Origin of the sequence: Nocardia brasiliensis, from assembly GCF_042691675.1 — a bacterium.
Classification (GTDB): Bacteria; Actinomycetota; Actinomycetes; order Mycobacteriales; family Mycobacteriaceae; genus Nocardia; species Nocardia brasiliensis_D.
The window spans coordinates 2,485,407-2,503,650 of the sequence record NZ_CP170507.1; the positions used below are offsets into that span (position 1 = coordinate 2,485,407).

General features: G+C 67.9%; 16 protein-coding genes. 7 read left to right on the forward strand and 9 right to left on the reverse strand.

Annotated features, from left to right (window positions below):
* Positions 1-51: 51 nt before the first annotated feature.
* The 4 genes from ACFK0J_RS11640 to ACFK0J_RS11655 form a co-directional block, all read right to left on the reverse strand.
* Entirely contained in the window at positions 52-1,179 is a 1,128-nt protein-coding gene (locus tag ACFK0J_RS11640) for a glycosyltransferase family 4 protein (protein WP_378739273.1), read from the reverse strand.
* Positions 1,180-1,357: 178 nt separating this feature from the next.
* Positions 1,358-2,353 (reverse strand): hypothetical protein, encoded by a 996-nt coding sequence (locus ACFK0J_RS11645; RefSeq protein WP_378739275.1) that lies wholly within the window; start codon positions 2,351-2,353, stop codon positions 1,358-1,360.
* 92 nt (positions 2,354-2,445) lie between these two features.
* Complete coding sequence (locus ACFK0J_RS11650; RefSeq protein ID WP_378739277.1) at positions 2,446-3,474, reverse strand: NlpC/P60 family protein; 1,029 nt, start codon at positions 3,472-3,474, stop codon at positions 2,446-2,448.
* Between the two features lie 263 nt (positions 3,475-3,737).
* Positions 3,738-4,310: a C40 family peptidase gene (locus ACFK0J_RS11655; protein ID WP_378739279.1), complete on the reverse strand. Its 573-nt coding sequence runs from the start codon at positions 4,308-4,310 to the stop codon at positions 3,738-3,740.
* Between the two features lie 618 nt (positions 4,311-4,928).
* On the opposite strand from ACFK0J_RS11655, the gene ACFK0J_RS11660 reads away from it, so the two are divergent.
* Both ACFK0J_RS11660 and ACFK0J_RS11665 read left to right on the forward strand, forming a co-directional pair.
* On the forward strand, positions 4,929-6,743 hold the full coding sequence (locus ACFK0J_RS11660; RefSeq protein WP_378739281.1) for a DEDD exonuclease domain-containing protein: 1,815 nt from the start codon (positions 4,929-4,931) through the stop codon (positions 6,741-6,743).
* Positions 6,744-6,867: 124 nt separating this feature from the next.
* Entirely contained in the window at positions 6,868-7,143 is a 276-nt protein-coding gene (locus tag ACFK0J_RS11665) for an Lrp/AsnC family transcriptional regulator (RefSeq protein ID WP_218475795.1), read from the forward strand.
* A gap of 10 nt (positions 7,144-7,153) precedes the next feature.
* On the opposite strand, the gene ACFK0J_RS11670 is transcribed toward ACFK0J_RS11665, so the two are convergent.
* The 3 genes from ACFK0J_RS11670 to ACFK0J_RS11680 all read right to left on the reverse strand — a co-directional run bounded on the left by ACFK0J_RS11670 (position 7,154) and on the right by ACFK0J_RS11680 (position 9,206).
* Positions 7,154-7,441 carry a hypothetical protein gene (locus ACFK0J_RS11670; RefSeq protein ID WP_378739283.1) on the reverse strand — a complete coding sequence of 96 codons (288 nt, stop codon included), beginning with the start codon at positions 7,439-7,441 and terminating at the stop codon, positions 7,154-7,156.
* A 128-nt stretch (positions 7,442-7,569) separates the two neighbouring features.
* Complete coding sequence (gene trpD / locus ACFK0J_RS11675) at positions 7,570-8,631, reverse strand: anthranilate phosphoribosyltransferase (RefSeq protein WP_378739285.1); 1,062 nt, start codon at positions 8,629-8,631, stop codon at positions 7,570-7,572.
* Between the two features lie 128 nt (positions 8,632-8,759).
* On the reverse strand, positions 8,760-9,206 hold the full coding sequence (locus ACFK0J_RS11680) for a hypothetical protein (RefSeq protein WP_378739287.1): 447 nt from the start codon (positions 9,204-9,206) through the stop codon (positions 8,760-8,762).
* Positions 9,207-9,445: 239 nt separating this feature from the next.
* On the opposite strand from ACFK0J_RS11680, the gene ACFK0J_RS11685 reads away from it, so the two are divergent.
* From ACFK0J_RS11685 to ACFK0J_RS11700, 4 genes are all read left to right on the forward strand, one after another.
* Positions 9,446-10,057: a heme-copper oxidase subunit III gene (locus tag ACFK0J_RS11685; protein WP_218475801.1), complete on the forward strand. Its 612-nt coding sequence runs from the start codon at positions 9,446-9,448 to the stop codon at positions 10,055-10,057.
* Between the two features lie 59 nt (positions 10,058-10,116).
* Positions 10,117-10,980: a c-type cytochrome gene (locus ACFK0J_RS11690; protein ID WP_218475803.1), complete on the forward strand. Its 864-nt coding sequence runs from the start codon at positions 10,117-10,119 to the stop codon at positions 10,978-10,980.
* A 97-nt stretch (positions 10,981-11,077) separates the two neighbouring features.
* On the forward strand, positions 11,078-12,334 hold the full coding sequence (locus ACFK0J_RS11695) for a ubiquinol-cytochrome c reductase iron-sulfur subunit (protein ID WP_378742765.1): 1,257 nt from the start codon (positions 11,078-11,080) through the stop codon (positions 12,332-12,334).
* Positions 12,331-13,950, forward strand: a complete 1,620-nt coding sequence (locus ACFK0J_RS11700; protein WP_378739290.1) for a cytochrome bc complex cytochrome b subunit — start codon at positions 12,331-12,333, stop codon at positions 13,948-13,950. The genes ACFK0J_RS11695 and ACFK0J_RS11700 overlap by 4 nt, the downstream gene beginning before the upstream one ends.
* Before the next feature lie 75 nt (positions 13,951-14,025).
* Here the strand turns inward: ACFK0J_RS11700 and ACFK0J_RS11705 are convergent, their stop codons facing one another.
* Positions 14,026-14,574, reverse strand: coding sequence for a polyadenylate-specific 3'-exoribonuclease AS (locus tag ACFK0J_RS11705; RefSeq protein WP_378739292.1), 549 nt, complete (start codon positions 14,572-14,574; stop codon positions 14,026-14,028).
* Positions 14,575-14,717: 143 nt separating this feature from the next.
* Here ACFK0J_RS11705 and ACFK0J_RS11710 point away from each other — a divergent pair, with 143 nt between their 5' ends.
* The gene (locus ACFK0J_RS11710; protein WP_218475808.1) at positions 14,718-16,103 is read left to right on the forward strand and encodes a class II 3-deoxy-7-phosphoheptulonate synthase; all 1,386 of its coding nucleotides are present in this window, start codon (positions 14,718-14,720) and stop codon (positions 16,101-16,103) included.
* Positions 16,104-16,268: 165 nt separating this feature from the next.
* On the opposite strand, the gene pknB is transcribed toward ACFK0J_RS11710, so the two are convergent.
* Positions 16,269-18,215 (reverse strand): Stk1 family PASTA domain-containing Ser/Thr kinase, encoded by a 1,947-nt coding sequence (gene pknB / locus ACFK0J_RS11715; RefSeq protein ID WP_378742767.1) that lies wholly within the window; start codon positions 18,213-18,215, stop codon positions 16,269-16,271.
* Between the last annotated feature and the right edge of the window lie 29 nt (positions 18,216-18,244).

Here is an 18,244-nt window from a genome sequence, read left to right on the forward strand (position 1 = left end):
GCTCGCTGCGCTCCCTCACGAGGTGAGCGTATCGGATCGAGGCCGTCGAGCTCACCGCAGCAGTTGGCGCAGCCGGGCGCCGTGCGTGTCCCAGCGCCAGCGCTCCTCGACGAAGGCGCGGCCCGCCGCGCCCATGCGGGCGGCTTCGTCGCGGTCGGACAGGATATCGACCAGGGCATCGGTGATCTGCTGGGCCGAGCGGCCGTCCACTACCCGTCCGGTTTCGCCCTCGATAACCGTTTCCGGGGCGCCGCCGGAACGGCCCGCTACCACCGGCACGCCCGATGCGGATGCTTCGAGGTAGACGATGCCGAGCCCCTCCACGTCGAGGCCCGCGCCGCGGGTGCGGCAGGGCATGGCGAAGACGTCGGCGAGGGTGTGATGGGCGGCCAGTTCGTCGGAGGGGACCCGGCCCAGGAAGATGACGTCGTCGGTGACGCCCAAGGCGATGGCGAGTTGGCGCAGTTTCTCCTCGTAGGGTCCGCCGCCCGCGATCACCAGAACCGCGCCGGGAACGCGATCGCGGATCTCCAGCATGGCGACGATCAGCGCGTCCTGGCCCTTGCGGGGGACCAGGCGAGACAGGCACAGAATGGTCGGGCGGTCGCCGAGCCCGTAGCGGGTGCGCAGTTCCGCGCGCGCGGCCGGGTCCGGGCGGAACGTCTCGGTGTCCACACCTGGCGGCAGGTACTCCAACGCGGCGTTGCGCCCGAACGCCGACGCGAAACGCTGCCGGGTGTATTTGCTGACATAGGTGATGACGTCGGTGTGCTCACCGATCTGGCGCAACGCCTGCCGGGCGCCGGGCAGCATGGACCAGCCGACTTCGTGCCCGTGCGTGCTGGCCAGGATGCGTTCGGCGCCCGCGCGACGCAACATCGGCGACATCAGCGCGAGCGGTGCGGCGGCGCCGAACCACACCGTGTCGCACTTCTCGCTGCGCAACAGGCGCGCCGCCCGGCGCATCACCAGCGGGGTCGGCAACATCAGCGTGGTGGGATGGCGGACCACCTGGAACTTCTGCTTGGCATCGAACTTCAAATGACTGTCGCCGCGCCAGCGTGGGGCATACACCACCAGATCGTCGGGCGGCAGCTCACCGGCAAGGGCCTGCAGATAAGACTGAATACCACCCGGCCGCGGCGGGAAATCATTGGTCACCAGCAGAGTTCGGGCCATGAATCACAACCTACTGTGTTGGTTTGGCAGTGCCTTCGGCACCGCGTGTTCGCGGCCCCTGAATGTCAGCATCGCGTAGCGATTGGATCCGCCACGGCGTGCGATCGAGTACCGCTCGCGCCGCGACTGAGCTCTGCGGTGCTGGGCTGCGGGTTGGCGTCTGTGCTCTCTTGGTGCGTCAGACCGTTTGGGTGGAGAGCCAATTGCGCCAGTCGGCGATGAAGTCTGCGCGGGTGGTGCCTAGAACGGTCTGCAGGATTTGGTCTTCGGCGGCGGGGGTTTGTTCGGCTGCGGCGATTCGGCGGTAGAGGTCGACCAGGCGGGGTTGGTCGTATTTGTCGGCGATGTAGGCGCAGATGGACCAGGCCTGTTCGTAGGTGGCTGCGGCGTTGGGGCCGGTGAAGTCGGTGTCGGCGGGGAGGTTGTCGGGGAGGTCGTGCAGGCGGGTTTGCGCGGTGAGGGTGGGGGCGATGTCGGTGAAGGAGTGGCCCTGGCCGCGGTGGGCGGTGTAGTCGGCGAAACCTTCGAGCATCCACAGGGGGGCGCCGTCGCGGGTTTCGGCGCGGGTGGCGATGTGGGTGAGTTCGTGGCGGAGCAGGGTGCGCAGGCCGTCGGGGTCGAGGCGGCGGCCTGCGTCGGGGCTGAACACGATGCGCTGGCCGGTCGGGCGGGTGCCGGGCGCGAACGGGTCGGCGACGGAGGCGGCGGCGACCTCGGCGGACATGGTGTCGCCCGCGTGCACGAGCCCGGCGAACTCCGAAGGGGACGAGGCGACAACGACCAAGGCGGACTGCGCCCAGTCCGGGCCCCACACCTCGGTGACGGCGGTGGTCGCGGCGGCGAGTTCGCGTTCCAGGATGTCGATTTCGACACGCTGCGCGGGATGGCCGACGACCAGGGATTGCTGCCCGTCGCCGGTCGCGACCTGGTGGGCGAGGATCGGGCCGAACGGTTCGATGCTGCGGCGCACCTCGGCCAGCCGTGGGTCGCCGGCGGCGGCCTGGCCGACGGCCTCGGTCGCCTGCGCCGCATGCGGTTTCGGTAGCGCGGAGTTCGGCAGCATGACCAGCGCACCGCAGAACCCGGTCAGCGCGACCATCATCGCGACGGTGAGACAGAACTCGAATCGCCGTCGCGCCGACCACCACGCTCGCAGGCGCCGCACCCCGCTCATCGCTTTGCCTCGAGACGTAACTCCGCCGCCGGGGCCGATCCGTCGACCCGAGTCAGGCAGGAGTTGGACAGGTTATGCCCACTCATAGTTGTTCAGTATCGCCGAGCGGAGTGGTATGGCGTGGAACCGAGGGGTGCCACGGCGACCGGGACACCAAAGGTAGAGGCGTGCAACATGAGTCCGTTGCCCGCGTAGATGCCGACATGGGAGATCTCGGGGTAGAAGAACACCACGTCGCCGGGCTGTAGGTCTTCCTTGGCGACGGGCGTACCGAAGGACGCCTGCGCGGAACTGGTCCGCGGCACGTTCTTGCCGACCTGTTTGAACGCCCACTGCACGAGCCCGGAGCAGTCGAATTGGTTCGGCCCGGTCGCGCCCCAGACGTACGGGTCGCCGACGCGGGTGAGGCCCGCCGCGAGGGCACTGGTGCCACTGCCGGGCACCAGTCCTTGCAGGAGGGTGTCGCGGTCGAAACCGGGCGGGAACGGCGAACCGGCGAGCGCGGACTTGTCCTTGGTGGACAGCGAGCTCCAAGCCTGCACCACCTGGGCGATAGCGCCGCCCAGGTCGCTGCGTTTGCGTTCCAGGTCGGCGCGCACCGAATCGGCCTTGTCGGCGGCGGCGCGGGCTTCGTCGGCGGCCCGGCGCGCGGCCGTCTCGGCGGACGCGGCGGCGTCGGTGGCGACCTTGAATTGGTCCAGCTGAGCGGACGTCTGCGCGGCCAGCACATCCAGCGTCGACATCTGGTCGAGCAGTTGCTGCGGGGAATCGCTGACCAGTACGGCGAACAGCCGGTTGGTTCGGGCGCCCTGATAGGCGGCGATCGCGGTGCGATCGATGATCGGCTGGTACTTGCGTACTTCGTCGCGAGCCTGGTTCACCAGGTCGGTGCTCGCGGCCAGCTTGGCGTCGGCGTCGCGTTGCACCACGAGCTTGGCGTCGAGATCGGACTGTGCGACGAGGGCCTGCTCGTTGAGTTGTTCGGACTGACGCGAGAGGTCGATCATCCGTTGCACGGCCTCGGTGGCGGTGGCCGGGAGTGCGAGCGGATCAGCTCCGGCCGTACTGCCACCGTAGAGGGCGGCGGTGGCCAGGATTCCGGCCGCTAGCGCCCCTCCCACCAGACGTTTCGTGCCATGTCTCCGGTGTGCTGCCACAGGCTGCCGTGCCCCGTTCTCTCGTGAAGCGATCTCTCTGGAACCGACGATCTGAACCGACGAGCGCCTTCCGCGGAACATGAGGTTTACGAATCGCAAGCCTCGGGTAATTCGAGAAGGTCTCGATTAGGTTACGGAACGGCCTACGTCTGTGTCCAGTAGAGAACGAAATGATCACAGTCGTGCGCTGGCGGTCGGGCCGCAACTGCGGCCCGACCAGCGGGTTCTCAGAAGCGACGGGCTCCGGCGATCGGCATCGAGGAGATCGGCGCGACCTGCACGGGCGTTCCGGAGGTGGCCGCGTGCACGACATTGCCGTCACCGGCGTACAGGCCGGAGTGGCCGCCGCCGTAGAACGACACCAGGTCGCCGGGCTGCAGGTCGTCGATCGACACCGGGCTGCCCGCGGCGAGCTGGGCGCCGCTGGTGCGCGGCAGCTCCAGGCCCGCCTGCTCGTAGGACCACTTGACCAGGCCGGAGCAGTCGAACGCGTTCGGGCCGGCGGCGCCGTAGACGTACGGGGCGCCGATCTTGCTCATGGCGGCGTCGAGGGCTTCCTCGCCGACGGTGCGCTTCGGGGCGACGAACGGCAGCGGCGCCTGGCCGGGCAGCTCGATGCCGGGGATGCCCTGCGGGATCTGGATCTCGTTCGGCACTTCGAACGTCCCCACGCCGGGGATGGTCACCGGCTGGGCCGATGCGGGGGCGGCCGGAAGCAGGAACGCGCCGATGGTGGCAGCGCCGACGGCCCCGGCGGCGACGGCACGCTGCGCCTGTCGCTTGACGGCTTTGGTCGTCATGATGCGGTACTCCCAATCTGCCCCACGACGCCGCACCCTGACTGGTGCCGCGGACTTCGTGTCGTTCGCACCGAGTTGGTGCGTCGGACTCCGTGAGGTCTCGAAAAGGTTACGAACACATCACGGGGGTTTGTAAAGTCGCTCCCCGGCGAAATGTGCACGCGCATGTGAATTCATGACTAATCGGTGTGAGATATATCGCAACAATCACGAAAAGATAACGAAGCGTTGTTATCGACGAGCGTCCAGTTCGCTATCCCGGTCAGTGATGCCATGGTCCGAGCGCGGTCAGGAGTGAACCGGTTGGACATTTCCCCAGGTCGCTACGTTCATCTCGGCGACATGTACGGGTCGTTGACTGGTCAGTTGGCCAATCCGCTGTAATCGGTCACAGCACGCCGGAAGCGAGGCATCGGCGTCACCCGACACGCCCGAGCCATTGATACGCTTTATGCACTAATGTGAGCTGCGTCACTTTTCGGCGTTCTAGATCGATTCATGGGTAATCGAGCACGAATCCGCAACGCGTAATTCAGACATTTCCCGGGCTTTTCTTGTGCGTCGAGGTCGACCACGCGCGCCCCGGCCATGTCGTACCCACCCCCTACGCTCCAGCGCGTGTCCGACCCCGCCCCGCGCAAGGCCGCCGCTCAGCAGTTGGTCTTCGACGACCTCGACACGCCCCTCTATGACACCACCTTCGTGGTCGTCGACCTGGAAACCACCGGGACCAGCCCGGGTGCCGACATGATCACCGAGATCGGTGCGGTCAAGGTGCGCGGCGGTGAGGTGCTCGGCGAGTTCGCCACGCTGGTCAACCCGGGCCGGGCGGTACCACCCGCGATCGTGCAGGTCACCGGGATCACCACCGCCATGGTGTACGCCGCGCCGCCGATCGAGTCGGTGCTGCCCGGCTTCCTCGAATTCGCTTCCGGTGCGGTGCTCGTCGCGCACAACGCGCGCTTCGACATGGCGTTCCTGCGCGCCGCCGCGGCCCGCAGCGACACCACCTGGCCCACCGCGACCGTGCTGTGCACCGTGAAGCTGGCCCGCCGCGTGCTCGGCCGGGACGAGGCGCCGTCGGTCCGGTTGAGCGCGCTGGCCCAGCTGCTCGGCGCGAGTACCCAGCCGACGCACCGCGCCTTGGACGACGCCCGCGCGACTGTCGACGTGCTGCACGCGCTGATCGCTCGCGTCGGCAACCAAGGGGTGCACAGCCTCACCGAACTGGTCGACTACCTGCCCGACGTCACACCGCGCCAGCGCGCCAAGCGCTTCCTCGCCGCGGATCTGCCCACTGCTCCTGGCGTGTATCTGTTCCGCGGCCCGGCCGACGAAGTCCTATATATAGGCACCGCGGTGAATCTGCGCCGTCGAGTACGCAATTACTTCACCGGTTCGGAGACCCGCGGCCGGATGAAGGAGATGGTTTCCCTGGCCACCAGGGTCGACCATGTCGTCTGCGCGCACGCGCTGGAGGCCGGGGTGCGCGAGCTGCGACTGCTCGTCGCGCATACTCCGCCGTATAACCGCCGCTCGAAGTTTCCCAAGCGCGCCTGGTGGATCACGCTCACCGACGAACCGTTCCCCCGATTCTCCGTCGTGCGCACCCCGAACCGGGATGCGCTGGGGCCGTTCAACTCCCGGGCCGACGCGACCGAGCTGGCGGTGATCATCGCCGAATACACCGGTTTGCGCACCTGTAGTACGCGTCTTCCTCGCCGTGGCCGTCACGAGTGTCCGCCTACCGTCGTCGGCGGGTGCCCGGCGGCCAGTGGAGTGCCTATTGATACAGAGGAGTACGCGCCCGCTCCCGCGCTCGTTCGCGCACTGTTCGCAGGCTATTCCGACGCTCCGGTGCGGGCCATGCTCGACCGCATCGAAACTCACTCTCGCGCCGAGCATTTCGAGGCCGCCGCGCGGCTGCGCGATCGCACCGTCGCGGTGATCCGCGCGCTGCGCCGCACGCAACGACTCGCCGCCGTCGCACGCATCGCGGAATTGATCGCCGCCCACCCGGACGGTGCGGGCGGATGGGAGTTCGCGGTGATCCGCTACGGGCGACTCGCGGGGGCGGGGAATGCGGTGCGGGGAGTGCCGCCGATGCCGGTGGTCGAACAGATCGTCGCGGCCGCTGAAACGGTGATCCCTGAGGGTGACAACGTGCGAACCGACGTTGCGGGCGCGGCTGGGCCGGAGACCGAGCCCACGCAGGATTGGGTACCGGTGAATGTGCCGCCGCTGCGTGGCGCGTCACCGGAGGAAGCGGCGCTCGTCGCCCGCTGGTTGGCGCGAGCGGGGGTGCGAATCGTGCGCACCACCGAGGGTTATCGCGAGCCCATGTACGGCGCCGGACGCTGGATGGGATGGGCGGAGGTAGCGGATACGGCAGCACGCGCCCAACCGGCCGCGGACGCGTACCTAGACCGCTGACGAGCGTTGCGGCCTTCGCTCCGGCCATGCGCCTCCGATCGACGGACGCGCACCTTCGCTTTCCCTCGGCCATGCCCGGTCAAAGGGCGGACTGGCCTCCGCCCGCGCCCATTAGGCTGAGCGCATGATTACCGCGATCGTGATGATTGACGCCGACAACGGCCGCATTCCGGAAACCGCGCAGGCCGTGGCGGACACCGAGGGCGTCGCCGAGGTGTACTCCTGCGCAGGCGATGTGGATCTGATCGCGATCGTGCGGGTGCGCGATCACGAACAGATCGCCGAGGTGGTGACCGGCCGGATCGACAAGGTCGAGGGTGTCGCCAGGACCACCACGCACATCGCGTTCAAGTCCTACTCCAGCGCCGATGTCGAGGCCGGGTTCTCGCTGGGGGAGTGAGCCACCCGGGTCAGGCCACCAACGCGGACTTGCCGCTGTAGGTGCCGTTGTTGCCCGGTCCGAGGACTGCGGTGGCGATGCCGTCGCAGTGGGCGTCTTTGTAGATGGTCACCACGCTGTCGGTGTTGTTCTGGATTTCGCGAACGGTGTCCTGACCGAGCATCACGCATCCAGACGGGTTGCTATAGACGGTATCGCCGACTTTCAGTTCACCTGTGCCGGCCACGGCCACCGGCGCGGCGGCACCCATCGCCACCACCGAAAGACCCCCGAGTACTGCACGAACGCTGCATCGCATGCTGTGCTCCTCGTCAGTCGAAGCCGCCCGGCGCATGCCCTGCGCCGCGTCGGCTTTGTCAGCGGGTTGCCAACAAAACTATCGTTCTGAACACATCTTATGCCTATTCGCTATTGATCGGATTGGGCTCAGCGGTCGCCCAGCGTCATGGTCAGTTTGGTCCAGCGGTCGAGCAGCGCGGCCGCGTTCCCTGTATCAATCGCCTCGGCGGCGCGGTCGATACCGCCTGCCAGGGCGTCGTGCACGTCGGCCTCGTAATCGACTGTGCCCTGGGACAAGTCGTAGGCGACGATGGCGGCGGCGGAGTTCAGCAGCACCGCGTCGCGCACCGCGCCGCTGGTTCCGGCGAAGACGCTGCGCGCAACGCCCGCGTTGATCTCCGCGTCGCCGCCGCGCAGTGCTTCCAGGCCGACGCGGGGGATACCGAGGCGGGTCGGGTCGATGGTGGTCTCGCGCATCCGGCCGCCGGACACCACCCAGGCATTGGTGGTGTCGGAGGTGGTGATCTCGTCGAGTCCGTCGTTGCCGCGCACCACCAGCGCACTGGAGCCGCGCCCGGCGAACACGCCCGCGATCACCGGCAGCAGATCGGCGAACGCACACCCGACCAGCCCCGCGCGCGGCTGCGCCGGATTGGTCAGCGGCCCGAGCACATTGAAGACGGTGGGAATGCCGATTTCCTTACGCGCCGCACCGGCGAAACGCAGTGCGGGGTGAAACACCGGCGCGAAACAGAAACCGATCCCGGCCTCCCGCACGCAGCGCGCCACCGCCTCCGGCCCGAGCGCGAGTCGCACGCCGAGCGCCTCGAGCACGTCGGCACCGCCGCTCTTGGACGAGGCCGCGCGATTGCCGTGCTTGACCACCGGCACCCCGGCCGCGGCCACCACGATCGAGGACATCGTGGAGATGTTCACCGAACCGGACCGGTCACCGCCGGTGCCGACGATGTCGACCGCGTCCCCGTCGATATGCACCAGCCGGGCGTGCTCGAGCATGCCCGCCGCGAGGCCGGTCAGCTCGGCAGGTGTCGGGCCCTTGATCTTCATGGCGACCCCGAAGGCCGCGATCTGGGCGGAGGTGGCGTTGTCCGACATGATCTCGTCCATCGCCCATGCCGTGTCGTCCGCGGCCAGGTCGCCACCGTCGGCGAGGGTTCCGAGCACCTGGGCCCAGCTGCGCACGTTCATGACTGTCCACTTCCTTCGTCACACTGGTATTCGAACCAGTTTGTCGCGAAGCAGCATACTTCGCGCCGCCGCGTCGAAGCCCGTCCTTAAACCGCGCACGGTAGGGGCTACGCCAGGTAACCGACGGCCTATCGCGGCCGCTCGGTGGCGGGCCCGGCTTGTTCGGTCCGAGGCTGCAGAGCGTCCCAACCATCCGCGGTCCCGTCGTGCCGCTGAGCCAGCCCCGCCATTCGCGACCGTTCCTGCGAACAGTGCAACGCGTCCAGCACCTGCACGCGCTGCAGGATCACCGTCTCCAGCGCATCGGTCCCCGGCCCGCCGACCCGCGGGGCGGGCGCGTACCCGTCCTGCGCCGCGATCGCGCACACGGTATCGACCTGCTCCTGCGGCACCCGCAGATGGTGCCGCAGCACCGCGGGCGCGTCCGGCACCAGCTCGCCGGCCCGGGCCAATGCGGCCGAACAGGCCTCGGCGTCATCGAAACTCGCCGCGACCACCACCAGATCGGCCCGGCTCGGATCCAGCGGCGCCGGGCCGCCCCGCCCGAACAATCGACGCCATATACGCGGTGCCACATCGCCTCCATCTCAGCTTTTACTTACGCGGACCTGTCATGCTGTGCCCCAGCGACCCGAGGGCGCGCGGACCCGGCACGTGAACACGTCCCGACCGACGCCGCCACGCCGCGGGCGCTGCGCCCTCAACACGCCGAGCCCAGGTCGAGAGGCTGTCTGTCCGTGGGTTTTCCGACACGGAGCCACAAGTTTCGCACCCGGGTACTTGTGTCGTACTACGACGAGTCATACTTACCCCCGTGACGACCGCAGTAGGGACCCCCGGATCGGCCATTACCCAGCGTGTGCACTCGCTGAATCGGCCCAACATGGTCAGCGTCGGTACCATCATCTGGCTGTCCAGCGAGTTGATGTTCTTCGCCGGCCTCTTCGCGATGTATTTCGTCGCGCGCGCGCAGGCTCACGGCAACTGGCCGCCGGAACCGACCGAGCTGAACCTGAAGCTCGCCGTGCCGGTCACGGCCGTGCTGGTCGCATCGTCGTTCACCTGCCAGATGGGCGTGTTCGCCGCGGAGCGTGGCGACGTGTTCGGCCTGCGTCGCTGGTACGTCATCACACTGGTCATGGGCACCTTCTTCGTGCTCGGCCAGGGCTACGAGTACATGAACCTGGTTCACGAGGGCACCTCGATCTCGAGCAGCGCCTACGGCTCGGTGTTCTACATCACCACCGGTTTCCATGGTTTGCACGTCATCGGCGGTCTGATCGCGTTCGTGTTCCTGCTGATCCGCACCAAGGTCAGTAAGTTCACCCCCGCGCAAGCCACTGCCGCGATCGTCGTCTCGTACTACTGGCACTTCGTCGACATCGTCTGGATCGGGTTGTTCGCCACGATCTACTTCGTCCGCTGAGCCGGGCGACGCCCCAGTCTTTTGCACAAGTCGGTTCCGTCTACTCCAAAGGGACACAGATGAGTTCATCTCCCCCGTCAGCGCCAGAGCCCGCAAGCAACGGGAACGGCGAGGCCAGCAAGACACGCAGGCAGCGCCGCGTTCGCCGTCGCATCGCGGGCGGGCTCGCGCTGTTGGTGGGCCTCGTCGGAGCAGGCTTCCTGGCAGCGGCCCTGACGCCGGACCCGCAGCGCGCGACCGCGCACGAGGACCAGTCCGCGCTGATCCGCGAGGGCCAGCAGCTCTACGACACCTCCTGCATCACCTGCCACGGCGCGAACCTGCAGGGTGTGCAGGACCGCGGCCCCAGCCTCATCGGCGTCGGTGAAGCCGCCGTCTACTTCCAGGTGTCCTCCGGTCGCATGCCGATGGCCCGCAACGAGGCCCAGGCGCAGCGCAAGCCACCGAAGTTCGACGCCCGCCAGACCGACGCCCTCGGCGCGTACGTCGCGGCCAACGGCGGCGGCCCGAGCGTGGTGCGCGACGCCAACGGCGAGATCGCGCAGGAGTCGCTGCGCGGCGAGGACATTGCCCGCGGCTCGGAGCTGTTCCGGATGAACTGCGCGTCCTGTCACAACTTCACCGGACGCGGCGGCGCGCTGTCCTCCGGCAAGTTCGCACCGCCGCTGGAGCCCGCCAACGAGCAGCAGATCTACAACGCGATGATCTCCGGCCCGCAGAACATGCCGAAGTTCTCCGACCGGCAGCTGACGCCGGAAGAGAAGCGCGACATCATCGCCTACGTCATGAACGCGAAAGAGGAGAGCGCCCCCGGCGGGTGGGACCTCGGTGGGTTCGGTCCCGCGACCGAGGGCCTGGTCATCTGGGTGGTCGGCATCACGACCGTTGTCGGTGCAGCTATTTGGATCGGATCGCGGTCATGAGAACGTCAGGCGCGGAGGCGGCAGCGCAGCGTAACCACGCAGCGGCCGGGCTCATGACCCGAAGGACACAGTCATGACTGAGAAGGAGCCACACGACATGGGTCGGCCGGATGAGGGCCACGACGGCGGCGCGCCGTCGAACGAATCCACAGGCCATGGCGCCCACGTGGTTTCGGATTCGGACAGCAACGCGGTACCGGCATCGGATACCCACGCGGTGGCCGGGTCCGGCAGCCACGCGCTGACCGAGCCGACCGAGGCGGAGCTCGACGCGATGACCCGCGACGAGCTGGTCAAGCTCGGCACCGAGCGGGACGGCGTCGACGTCGCCTACCGGCGCGAGCGGTTCCCGGTCCCGGGCACCCGCGCCGAGAAGCGGGCCGAGCGCGCGGTCGCGTTCTGGTTCGCGGTCTCCGGCATCGCCGCGGCGGTGCTGGTCGGGGTGTTCCTGTTCTGGCCGTGGGAGTTCAAGCCGAGCGACGACGAAGGCCACACCGCCTACTCGCTGTTCACCCCGCTGGTCGGCGTCACCTTCGGTATCTCGGTGCTGGTCATCGGCATCGCCGTGGTGCTGATCCGCAAGCTGTTCATCCCCGCCGAGCTGTCCATCCAGGACCGCCACGACGGTCCGTCGCCCGAGGTCGAGCGCCGCACCCTGGTCGCCGAGCTGCAGGACGCGCTGGACACCTCCACGCTGGGCCGCCGCAAGCTGATCACCCGCACCGCGGGCGCGGGCGTCGGCGTGCTGGGCATCGGCGCGCTGCTGGTGTTCGTCGGCGGCATGGTGAAGAACCCGTGGGCCAAGCGCGACAAGTCGCCGCTGTGGGTGTCCGGTTGGACCCCGGACTACGAGGGCGAGACCATCTACATCCGCCGCGACACCGGTCGCCCGGAGGACATCGTGCTCGTCCGCCCCGAGGATCTGGACGCGGGCGCCATGGAGACGGTGTTCCCGTGGAAGGAGAAGTGGCGCGGCGACGAACACGCCACCCTGCAGTCGCTGCGCGGTATCCGCAACTCGGTCATGCTGATCCGGCTGCGCACCGAGGACGCGCAGAAGGCGATCAAGCGTAAGGGCCAGGAGAGCTTCAACTACGGCGACTACTTCGCCTACTCGAAGATCTGCACCCACCTCGGCTGCCCGACGTCGCTGTTCGAACAGCAGACCAACAAGATCCTCTGCCCCTGCCACCAGTCGCAGTTCCTGGCGACCGAATGGGGTAAGCCGATCTTCGGTCCCGCCGCTCGCGCACTGCCGCAGCTGCCGATCACCGTCAACTCCGAGGGTTTCCTGGTCGCCGCTGGTGACTTCATCGAACCGCTCGGCCCGGCCTACTGGGAGCGTCGTTCATGAGCCCTTCGATCGCAGCCCAAGCTAATGAGATGGACGAGCGGTATATCGCCGCTGCGTTCGTCAAGCGGTCGATCAACAAGGTCTTCCCGACCCACTGGTCGTTCCTGCTCGGTGAGATCGCGCTGTACAGCTTCATCATCCTGTTGCTGTCGGGCGTCTACCTGACCCTGTTCTTCGACCCGTCGATGAGCGAGGTCGTCTACAACGGCGCGTACCAGCCGTTGCGCGGCGTCACCATGTCGCGGGCCTACGAGACGTCGCTGAACATCACCTTCGAGGTGCGCGGCGGCCTGTTCGTCCGCCAGGTCCATCACTGGGCGGCACTGCTGTTCGCGGCGTCGATCATCGTGCACCTGTTCCGCATCTTCTTCACCGGTGCGTTCCGCAAGCCGCGTGAGGCGAACTGGGTGATCGGCTGCCTGCTGCTCATCCTGGCGATGTTCGAGGGCTTCTTCGGTTACTCGCTGCCCGACGACCTGCTGTCCGGCACCGGCCTGCGGGCCGCGTTCGGCGGTATCACGATGAGCATCCCGATCGCCGGTACCTGGATGCACTGGCTGATCTTCGGCGGGGACTTCCCCGGCACGATCATCATCCCGCGCCTCTACATCGCGCACGTGCTGTTGTTCCCGGGCATCATCCTCGCGTTGATCGCCGCGCACGTCGCGCTGGTCTGGTACCAGAAGCACACCCAGTTCCCCGGACCGGGCCGGACCGAGAACAACGTGGTCGGCGCCCGCATCATTCCGGTGTTCGCCGCCGACCAGGGCGCGTTCTTCGCCTTCACCCTCGGCATCGTCGGCATCATGGGCGGCGTCTTCCAGATCAACCCGATCTGGAACCTGGGTCCGTACAACCCCTCCCAGGTGTCCGCGGGCTCGCAGCCGGACTTCTACATGATGTGGACCGACGGCCTGGCCCGGCTGATGCCGCCGTGGGAGCTGTACCTGGGTCGCTACACGGTGCCGGCCGTGTTCTGGGTGGCGCTGATCATGGGCCTGGTGTTCACGGTGCTGATCATGTACCCGTGGATCGAGAAGCGGCTCACCGGCGACACCGCGCCGCACAACCTGCTGCAGCGGCCGCGCGATGTGCCGGTCCGTACCGCGATCGGCGCCATGGCGATCGGCTTCTACGTGGTGCTGACCCTGTCGTGTGTCAACGATATCGTCGCGCTGAAGTTCGACATCTCGCTGAACGCGACCACCTGGATGGGCCGCATCGGCATCCTGGTCGTGCCGCCGCTCGCGTACTTCATCGCTTACCGGTTCTGCATCGGCCTGCAGCGCAGTGACCGGGCGGTGCTCGAGCACGGCATCGAGACCGGTGTGATCAAGCGCCTGCCGCATGGTGAGTACATCGAGATCCACCAGCCGCTCGGCCCGGTCGACGATCACGGCCACCCGATCCCGCTGGAGTACCAGGGCGCGCCGGTCCCGAAGAAGATGAACAAGCTGGGCTCGGCGGGCAAGCCGGGCACCGGTAGCTTCCTGCGACCCGATCCGTGGCAGGAGAGCGAGCAGCACTTCGAGATCGAGCACGCCGAAGAACACCGGCAGCTCGCGGTGCTGCAGGCGCGCCAGGAAAAGGAACACGGCGGCAAGCACAGCCACTGACCGCCGAAAGCCGAGGCCCCGAGTCGAATCCGACTCGGGGCCTTCGCTTTTCGACGACTACAGACTTTTCGGCGACTACAGCCGGGGGGTGCTGCGCCGGGACGCCTCGATGGCCTCGAACTTCGCCAGATTGTGCCGGGCATCGGCCAGCGCGTCGTGCGCGTCCGCGGGAACCGGCGGCAGCTCCGGGCGCCCGTGCGCCTCCCAATGCTGGCGCAGCTCATTGGTGTAGCGGGGGAAGGCGGTGGGCAAGTCCACCATGGAACCCCACAGCTGGCAGAGCGCCACATGGTCGTACGCGCCGACCCAGGCCCACAGCTCCGGCACCACCGACGAGCGCGGCACCAGGAACTTGTACAGGTCGTCGCGGATCTGCGCTCGGCTGCGCCACACCCGCGCGGACGGCGAGGGCAGCTGCGGAAGCACGTGCCGACGCACCCACGGGCCCGCCCGGTCGGGATCGAATTCGGTGGACACCGCGTAATATTCGCGTCCGTCCTCGCAGACGACACCGATGGAGACCAGGTCGATGGTCACCCCGTCCTCGATGAATTCGCAGTCGTAAAAATATCGAAGCGAGATCGGTCTTCTCCTCAACAGTTCGGTCCGGCGCCCGGGTTTCATCAGTACAGCGACGGATTACCCGAACAATCACCCTATGTCGGGTGCGGCTTTGTTCCGTATCCGGGCTCGGCTGCGCGGGGTGGCGGTGTGACCACCCCTACGGTGGGTACCACAGCCGTCCGAGTGGTCCGTATTCTGAACGGGTGAACTGGACCGTCGACGTACCGATCGATCGCCTGCCGGAATTGCCGCCGCTGCCTACCGAGCTGCGCAGGCGGTTGGACGACGCCCTCGCCCGCCCCGCGCTGCAGCAGCCGTCGTGGGACCCGGAGCAGGCGGCGGTGATGCGCACCGTGCTGGAGAGCGTGCCGCCGATCTGCGTGCCCGCCGAAGTGGAGGACCTGCGCGAGCAGCTGGCCGAGGTGGCCCGCGGCGAGGCCTTCCTCATGCAGGGCGGTGACTGCGCCGAGACGTTCGCAGACAACACCGAACCGCACATCCGCGGCAACATCCGCACCCTGCTGCAGATGGCCGTCGTGCTCACCTACGGTGCGAGCCTGCCGGTGGTCAAGGTGGCCCGGATCGCGGGGCAGTACGCGAAACCGCGTTCCTCCGACACCGACGCGCTCGGCCTCAAGTCCTACCGCGGCGACATGGTCAACGCCCTGGTCGCCGACCCCGATATGCGCGAGCACGACCCGTCCCGGCTGGTGCGCGCCTACGCCAACGCCAGCGCGGCGATGAACCTGGTGCGCGCGCTGACCGGCGCGGGCATGGCCGACCTGCACAAGGTGCACGACTGGAACCGCGACTTCGTCGCCAAGTCGCCCGCCGGCGCCCGCTACGAGGCGCTGGCCGAGGAGATCGACCGCGGCCTGGCGTTCATGAACGCGTGCCGGGTGAACGACCCGAGCCTGAAGTCCGCCCGCATCTACGCCAGCCACGAGGCGCTGGTCCTGGACTACGAGCGCGCCATGCTGCGCCTCAGCGAGAACGCCGCGGGCGAGCCGGTGCTCTACGATCTGTCCGCGCACTTCCTGTGGATCGGCGAACGGACCAGGCAGCTCGACGGCGCGCACATCGCGCTCGCCGAACTGCTCGCCAACCCGATCGGCCTGAAGATCGGCCCGTCGACCACGCCCGAGCTGGCCGTGGAGTACGTCGAGCGGCTGGACCCGAACAACGAGCCCGGCCGACTGACCATCGTCTCCCGGATGGGCAACGGCAAGGTCCGCGACGTGCTGCCGCCCATCATCGAGAAGGTCCAGGCGACCGGTCACCAGGTCATCTGGCAGTGCGACCCGATGCACGGCAACACCCACGAGGCCTCCACCGGTTTCAAGACCCGCCACTTCGACCGCATCGTCGACGAGGTGCAGGGCTTCTTCGAGGTGCACCACGCCCTCGGCACCCACCCCGGCGGCTTGCACATCGAGCTCACCGGCGAGGACGTCACCGAGTGCCTCGGTGGCGCCCAGGACATCTCCGATCTGGACCTGTCCGGCCGCTACGAAACCGCCTGCGACCCACGCCTCAATACCCAGCAATCGCTGGAACTCGCCTTCCTCGTCGCCGAAATGCTGCGCTGAGCAACGGCTGCAGCCGAGCGCTGCTCGAGCCCACAGAGGGTTCATACGGTTCACAGGGGATAGAAACCCTGTGAACCGCATGGTGGGTCTGTGGGCAGCGCTCTCGTGAGATCTGCGCTGGGTACTGAAGCGACGTGGCGTCGAGCGGGGCGCTGACGGGAGCGCTCAGGGCAGCGCGACGAGCGAGACGGTGTCACCCGACTCGATATTGGCTCCGACGGCCGGGGTCTGCGAGACGATGAGTGAGCTGTCGCTGGCCACAAGCTGTTTCACCTCGACGTCGAAGCCGAGGGATTGCAGCTTGGCGCGGGCGTTGGCGACGGTCCAGCCGCGCACGTCGGGCATCTTCAGCGCATTGGAGACGAGCAGGGTGACGCCGTCGTCGGATTGAATGGTCGTCCCCGCGACGGGATCGGTGCCGATCGCCTTGTCCGCCTCGACGCCGCGATCGAACTGAATCTTGGTCTCGCGCACCTCGATACCCGCGTCGGTGAGGATCTTCGTGGCCTCCTCGGTCGTCTTCCCGCGCACGTCGGGCACCTTCACCGGCTGAGATCCCTTGCTGCGGTAGACCTTTACCTGCGCCCCGGCCGGAAGCACGGTGCCGGGGCGAGGATCGATCTTGGCGAGCGTGCCCTTCGGTGCGGAACTGCCCACTTCGCCGGAATCCACCGGTTGCAGCCCCGCGTCCCGGACCAGCTGGTTGACCTTCGTGATCTGATCGCCCGGGTTGACGTCCGGCACCTTCGGCTTACCGCTGGACACCAGCACCGCGACCGTCGACCCCTTGGTGACCCGCGAACCGGCGGACGGATCGCTGCCGACCACCCCGCCGACCGGAATGATGTCCGACGCCTTCTGCCGTACCTCGGTCTCGAAGCCCGCGTCCCGCAACGCCGCGACCGCGCGGTCGGCGTCCATTCCGGCGACCGCGGGGACCGGCGAATAGCGGCCGAAACCGAGCCACCAACCGCCGAAACCGACGACCAAGGTGAGAATCGCCACGATGGCCACCCACACCAACGCGGTGCGACGCGACTTGGTGCGATCGGGCGCATAGGCCTGATACGGCGACGGCGCCTGCTGCTGACGCGCGGGCGGCTGGTCGTAGTCGTCCGGCGGACCGTAATCGACTCGCGGTCGCGCCGCCGTGACCACCTTGGTGTGCTGCACCGGCTGCGGCGTATACGGCTCCGGCGCGGGCGCCGCCGTCGACGGCCGCCCGTTCGCCGCGACAGCCTTGAAACTGGCGCTCAGATGCTCGGCCGACTCCTGCGGGGCGGGCACCCGGTACGGCGGCAGGTTCAACTTCGCACCGATGTGCCGCAGCGCGGCCGCCATCTCGTTCGCGTCCGCGAAACGGTGCGCGGGCTCCCGCGCCGTGGCCTTGGCGACCAACTCGTCGAACTCCGGCGGCACCCCCGCGATGAACCGGCTCGGGCTCGGCACGTCGTTCTCGATCCGCTGATACGCCACCGACAGCGAGGTGTCGCCGGTGAACGGCACCCGCCCGGTCAGCAACTCGAAAATCAGTACACCGAACGAATAGACATCACTGCGCGCGTCGGCCGTGCCGCTGGTCACCTGCTCGGGGGACAGGTAGGCGGCAGTGCCCAGAATCACGCTGGCCGAGGTGGTATTGGCCGCGGCAACCGCGCGAACCAGACCGAAATCGGCGATCTTGACCTCGCCCCCGTCGGAGATCAGCACGTTCTCCGGCTTCACGTCCCGATGCACCAGACCCGCCGAATGCGCGACGCCGATCGCCGCGAGCACCGGCTCGGCCACCGCCCGCACCGCGTGCGGCGGCATCGGCCCGCGTTCACGCAACAACTCGCGCAGCGTGCCGCCCTCGACCAACTCCATGATCAAGAAGGGGTACTCGCCGTCGACGCCCTGGTCGTACACCGCGACCAACGACGGATGCTTGAGCTTGGCGACCGCGCGCGCCTCGAACTCGAACCGGGACAAAAACTGCGGATCACCGGCGAACTTCGGGTCCATCACCTTGATGGCGACGGGACGATCCAAACGGGTGTCGACACCCCGGAAGACCATCGACATGCCGCCGCGGGCGATCGGCGCATCGATGCGATAGCGCCCTTCCAGCATCTGGCCGATCAATTGATGTCCTCCGGCTT

Excerpts from the sequence above, each read along its gene's own strand:
- ACFK0J_RS11640 (WP_378739273.1), bottom strand. The coding sequence starts at position 1,179 with ATGGCCCGAACTCTGCTGGTGACCAATGATTTCCCGCCGCGGCCGGGT.
- ACFK0J_RS11690 (WP_218475803.1), top strand. The coding sequence starts at position 10,117 with ATGAGTTCATCTCCCCCGTCAGCGCCAGAGCCCGCAAGCAACGGGAAC.
- trpD (WP_378739285.1), bottom strand. The coding sequence starts at position 8,631 with ATGAACGTGCGCAGCTGGGCCCAGGTGCTCGGAACCCTCGCCGACGGT.
- ACFK0J_RS11705 (WP_378739292.1), bottom strand. The coding sequence starts at position 14,574 with ATGAAACCCGGGCGCCGGACCGAACTGTTGAGGAGAAGACCGATCTCG.
- ACFK0J_RS11670 (WP_378739283.1), bottom strand. The coding sequence starts at position 7,441 with ATGCGATGCAGCGTTCGTGCAGTACTCGGGGGTCTTTCGGTGGTGGCG.
- ACFK0J_RS11665 (WP_218475795.1), top strand. The coding sequence starts at position 6,868 with ATGATTACCGCGATCGTGATGATTGACGCCGACAACGGCCGCATTCCG.
- pknB (WP_378742767.1), bottom strand. The coding sequence starts at position 18,215 with ATGCTGGAAGGGCGCTATCGCATCGATGCGCCGATCGCCCGCGGCGGC.
- ACFK0J_RS11695 (WP_378742765.1), top strand. The coding sequence starts at position 11,078 with ATGGGTCGGCCGGATGAGGGCCACGACGGCGGCGCGCCGTCGAACGAA.
- ACFK0J_RS11655 (WP_378739279.1), bottom strand. The coding sequence starts at position 4,310 with ATGACGACCAAAGCCGTCAAGCGACAGGCGCAGCGTGCCGTCGCCGCC.
- ACFK0J_RS11700 (WP_378739290.1), top strand. The coding sequence starts at position 12,331 with ATGAGCCCTTCGATCGCAGCCCAAGCTAATGAGATGGACGAGCGGTAT.
- ACFK0J_RS11645 (WP_378739275.1), bottom strand. The coding sequence starts at position 2,353 with ATGAGCGGGGTGCGGCGCCTGCGAGCGTGGTGGTCGGCGCGACGGCGA.